Source organism: Olsenella phocaeensis, assembly GCF_900120385.1.
Lineage (GTDB): Bacteria > Actinomycetota > Coriobacteriia > Coriobacteriales > Atopobiaceae > Olsenella_I > Olsenella_I phocaeensis.
In genome coordinates this window covers 1-4,828 of the sequence record NZ_LT635509.1, presented here as the reverse complement: position 1 = coordinate 4,828, position 4,828 = coordinate 1, and the positions used below count along the sequence as shown (strand labels likewise).

Here is a 4,828-nt window from a genome sequence, read left to right as displayed (position 1 = left end):
GCACCGGGGTGTCGGTGAAGGTCTTGTTGAGGTGCTCGATGCGCACCACGGGATGCTCGCCCTCCACGAAGTGGTGGCGCGAGAGGGCGCGGTCCTGCGCGATGGCGACGCGCGCCGCCTCGTCGGCGTCCATCGCGGGCGGGACCTCGACAGCGTCAGCCTTGGCCTGGATCTTCTTCCTAAAGGGCATCTGCGACACCTCCGTCGGTGCGAACGTGCGATCGGAAGGGGGCGACAAGCGACTCGACCATCGAGGCACGCGGCTCGGGAGCGCCGCCGGCAGGGGCCTCCGAGGCCTTCTCGCCCGTGGCCTCGCCTGGTTCCTTGGGACGGGGCCCAGCCCCGTGCTCGGCGTCGTAGAGGCGCCTCTCCACCACGCCCACCGCCTTGGTGAGCGGCAGGGTCACGATGAGGTAGTAGACCGCAGCGGCGATGTAGGGGGTGATGTTGCCCGACACCGTGGTGAGGTTCTTCGAGAACATCATGAGCTCCATGACGCCCACGGACGAGAGCAGCGACGTGTCCTTGTAGGAGGTGATGAAGTCGCTGGTGATGGTGGGGATCACGCGGCGCACGGTCTGGGGCAGGATGATCCAGAGCATGGTCTGCATGTCCGTCATGCCCAGCGACGCGGAGGCCTCGTACTGCCCCTGGGGGATGGACTGGATGCCAGCACGGAAGATCTCGGCCTGGTAGGCGGAGGAGTTGATGGCGATGACGATGACGCCCAGGACGTTGTTGTCGATGTTGATCCCCAGCATGGGCAGGCCGAAGAACATGATGTAGATCTGCAGGAAGAGCGGGGTGCCGCGCAGGATGTTGATGTAGACGATCGCGATGGCGCGCAGGACGCGGTGCTTCGAGATCTTCATCAGCGCGAAGGCCAGGCCCAGGAGGATGGCGAAGGGATAGGCGACCACCACGAGGGCGAGGCACACGAGCCAGCCCTGGAAGAGCGAGACGAACGAGGTCACCAGGAGCTGCGGCTTGAAGAACATGTTGAGGAAGGGCACGGAGTTCCACGCCCCGACCCACGCTTGGCCGTCCAACCAGTTGACGACGGCCTGGACCGGCGTGTTCTTGATGATGGAGATGGAGGGCGAGTCGGCGAGGCTGCCGGTGGCACCGCCCGCCGTGGCGTACGACCCGCCCACGGAGTAGTCCCCGCCCGCGGCAGGAAACTGCATGTCGGTGACCTCGAGCCTGAGCAGGGAGCCGTCGGGGATGGGGGTCGCGAAGTCGACCTCGAGGCTCGTGCCGGACGGCTTGGCGGTGGCGTCCACGCTCACGCGGTCAAGGCCGTCGAGCACCGTCACGCGGGTGCTGGAGCCGTCGAAGGTCGAGCCCTCGGGAAGGGTCAGGGTGACCGACGAGACACCCGCGGCGACATGGACGGTCCCCTCCCAGGTCAGACGTGTGTTCATGCCACCAATGACGCCAGACCCACCGCTCTCGTTGGGCCGTGCCGTGGCCTTCTCGACCGCGACGCTGCCGGCGTCCGCTGCGTTGGCGGAGGACGAACCTGCGGTCGCGTCCCCCTGCGTCGTCGCGGCCGTGGCAGAGGAGCCCTCGCTCGAGCCGAACCACTTCTGCTCCAGGGCGTCCAGGGTGCCGTCCGCGCGCGCCTCCGCCAGCGCCTCGTCGAGCGCGGCCGTGAGCCTGGGGTTGTCCTTGCTCACCACGATGCCGTACTGCTCGCCCGTGGGAACCTGCAGCGCGACCTTGAGCTGGGTATAGGAGTTGAGCACCTCGTACTGCATGACGGGCAGGTCTGCCACCACCGCCTGGTAGCGCCCGCTCTGCACGCCGGTGAGGGCGGCGATGGGGTCGTCGAGGGCGACGACGTTGGCGTTGGGCAGGTTCTCGCGCGCCCACGCCTCGCCGGTGGTGCCCGCCTGGACGGCCACGGTCGCGCCAGCCTGGTCGAGCGCGGAGGAGTAGTCCGCCTCGACGGGACCCGCGAGGGCGGCGGAGGTGACGACCCCCTGGTTGGAGTCGATGTAGGCGTCGGTGAAGTCGATCTCTTCCAGGCGCTCGTCGGTGATCGTGAAGTTCGATGCGCCCACGTCCGCCTTGCCGCCCTGCTTGATCATGGGAATGATGGAGTCGAACTTCTGGGCGGGCAGGAACTCGCACTCGAGGCCGAGCTTCTGCGCGAGCGCCTGCATGAGCTCCACCTCGAAGCCCGCGGGGTTGGTGGTCCCCTCCTCTATGTAGTCGAAGGGCGGGTTGGCGAGGTCCGAGACCACGCTCAGCTTGCCGGGGGTCACCAGGCCCAGGTCTTCCGCCGCGTCGCCGGCGGAGGAGGTCGAGCCCGAGCAGCCCGCGAGCCCCAGGCCACAGGCCAGGAGCACCGCGAGGACAAGCGTCACCCCCAGGCCCTTGAGCCGCGTCGTGCGCCTGCCGTCCCCCATGACCACCACTCCCTCTAAGAACGTCGCGCGGGACGGGTCTGTGCCAGACTCCGTCCCGCCGCCCGCGTCCCAGTTGGGGCGCGTTTTGGTGGAAGTATAGTTTATGCAACGAATTTTGAAGGGGTTAATTCCAAAATTTGCATAACAGTGGGTGCAATGTTTTAATTTGACGAAACAAAGCCAGGTCGAGAGGACGAAAGGGAGAGGACGGCGGCGAGCCCATCGCCACCATCCCCTCACGCCATCCCAGACGGCGTCGGGACGAGGCCACCCGAGCCCCAGCCCCGCCTACAGGCCCGCGTAGTAGCTCTTGCGCTCCCACTCGGTGACCGTGGCGCTGTACTCGTCCCACTCGCGCCACTTCTGCGCCACGAGGTAGTCGCAGATGTGGTCTCCCAGGGTCTCTCGCATGAGCTCGCTCCTGTCGAAGCGCTTTATGGCGTCGCCGAGGTTTCTAGGCAGGCGACGGAAGCCCCTGCTCGCCAGCTCGCCGTCGTTGAGGCGCTCGAAGCCCGAGAAGGACTCCTCGGGAAGTTCGAGCCCCTCCTCGATGCCGCGGATGCCTGCCGCGAGCGAGACCGCGAGGGCCAGGTAGGGGTTGGCCGTGGGGTCGGGGTTGCGGAGCTCGACCCTAGTGGCCTGGTGCTTGCCCGGCTTGTGGGTGGGTATGCGCACCAGCGCGGAGCGGTTCTTGCGGCCCCAGGTGGCGTACACGGGAACCTCGCCGTTGGAGACGAGGCGCTTGTAGGAGTTCACGGTGGGATTGGTGACCAGCATGAACTCTGGGGCGTACTTGAGGAGTCCCGCCACGTAGTGCTGGGCCAGGGGCGAGAGGTGCGCGGGGTGCTCGGTCTTGGGGGCCCAGAAGAGGTTGTTGCCGTCGTGGTCGAAGAGCGACTGGTAGAGGAACATGCCAGAGCCCGACGCCCCCGTGAAGGGCTTGGGCATGAAGGAGGCCATCATGCCGTGCTCGTGGGCCAGCTGCCTGATGACAAGGCGCGACGTCATGATGTTGTCCGCGCAGGTGACGGCCTCGGAGTAGCGCAGCTCGATCCCGTTCTGGGAGGGGGCGCTGCTGTGGTAGGAGTAGGTCACCGGGATGGACATGTGCTCGAGGCTCAGGGTGGTCTCGCGCCTGAGGTCCATAGCGGAGTCGGACGAGGTCAGGTCGAAGTAGCCCGCATGGTCGAGGGGCACGGGCGTGGGGGCCTTCTCCTGGTCGAAGTAGAAGTACTCGAGCTTGGGACCCACGTTCATGACGTAGCCCTNGGACCCCGCCGTTGAGGACGTTCATCATGGGCGTGGGCAGGGTGTGGGCGTTGACGCCGCCCAGGTAGGCATAGAGGGGCTGGCCAGCGGAGACCGCTGCGGCACGGGCCGCAGCGAGCGAGCAGCCCAGGATGGCGTTGGCGCCCAGCTTGGCCTTGTTGGGGGTGCCGTCCGCGGCGATCAGGGCCGCGTCGACGGCGCGCTGGTCTGCCGCGTCGACGCCCACCAGGGCCTCGTTGCACTCGTTGTTCACGTGCTCGACGGCCTTGAGCACGCCCTTGCCAAGATAGCGCTCGGGGTCGCCGTCACGCAGCTCGACGGCCTCGAACTCGCCGGTGGAGGCGCCGGAGGGGACTATGGCGCGGCCGACGGAGCCGTCGGCCAGGGCGACCTCCACCTCGACGGTGGGGTTGCCGCGCGAATCCAGGACCTCGCGACCGTAGACATCGATAATCTCGCTCATGGGCAGAACCTTTCTCTAGGCTTTTGACCCCCATGCCTGGGAACCTGTTAGGCATGTCTTACTTGTTCCCCTGGCCGTGCGAACGGGAGCCCCGCCAGCGCTCTCCACGACTTCTTCATAGTCAGGAGAGGCGACGGGGCCATGTCCGAGCCATCAGGCAGAGAGCTTCTCTCCCAGGACCTTGAGCTCCTCGAGGGCATCGTCGTCCGGCTCGAGGTTGGCGATGACGGTGCCGACCACGTTGACGCCGGCGTCCTCCGCGGCAGACTTCCAGGTCTCCATCCAATCGCCGGTGCCCCAGTCGTAGCTGCCGAAGAGGCCGACGGGCTTCTCGCCCAGGGCGGGCAGGCACTCGTTCCAGACCTCCTCGAAGTCCGGGTCGAGCTCCTCGTCGCCCATGGCGGGGCAGCCAAAGGCCAGCGCGTCATAGCCCGAGACGGAGTCCGCAGAGAACGACGAGACCTCGACGGCCTCCGTCCCCAGGGCGTCCGCCAGGGCGTTTGCCATGGCCTCCGTGTTTCCCGACTGGCTCCAGTAGACGACCGCTGTCTTGCTCATGTCTCTCCTCCTTGCTCGTGGTTGGACATCGCCTGTGCGATGCGCGGGCGGGTGCCGACGAGGCGCCAGGACCCGTCCGCGGGTCGCGCAGGGCCTACGAGAGGAGTGCCGCCAGGCTCAGGCC

Annotated in this window: 3 protein-coding genes and 2 pseudogenes; all 5 read right to left on the bottom strand. The window is 67.2% G+C overall.

Annotated features, from left to right (window positions below; translation table 11 throughout):
* Positions 1 to 190, bottom strand: a pseudogene (locus BQ7388_RS10350) (ectoine/hydroxyectoine ABC transporter ATP-binding protein EhuA); the annotation flags it as partial.
* Entirely contained in the window at positions 180 to 2,414 is a 2,235-nt protein-coding gene (locus tag BQ7388_RS10345; protein WP_072500598.1) for an ABC transporter permease subunit, read from the bottom strand. The gene BQ7388_RS10345 and the pseudogene BQ7388_RS10350, both read right to left, overlap by 11 nt.
* A gap of 288 nt (positions 2,415 to 2,702) precedes the next feature.
* Positions 2,703 to 3,671: a glutamine synthetase family protein gene (locus BQ7388_RS10340; RefSeq protein WP_234946953.1), complete on the bottom strand. Its 969-nt coding sequence runs from the start codon at positions 3,669 to 3,671 to the stop codon at positions 2,703 to 2,705.
* 13 nt (positions 3,672 to 3,684) lie between these two features.
* Positions 3,685 to 4,146: pseudogene (eno, locus tag BQ7388_RS10335) on the bottom strand (phosphopyruvate hydratase); the annotation flags it as partial.
* A 153-nt stretch (positions 4,147 to 4,299) separates the two neighbouring features.
* Positions 4,300 to 4,704, bottom strand: coding sequence for a flavodoxin domain-containing protein (locus BQ7388_RS10330; protein WP_009277921.1), 405 nt, complete (start codon positions 4,702 to 4,704; stop codon positions 4,300 to 4,302).
* Between the last annotated feature and the right edge of the window lie 124 nt (positions 4,705 to 4,828).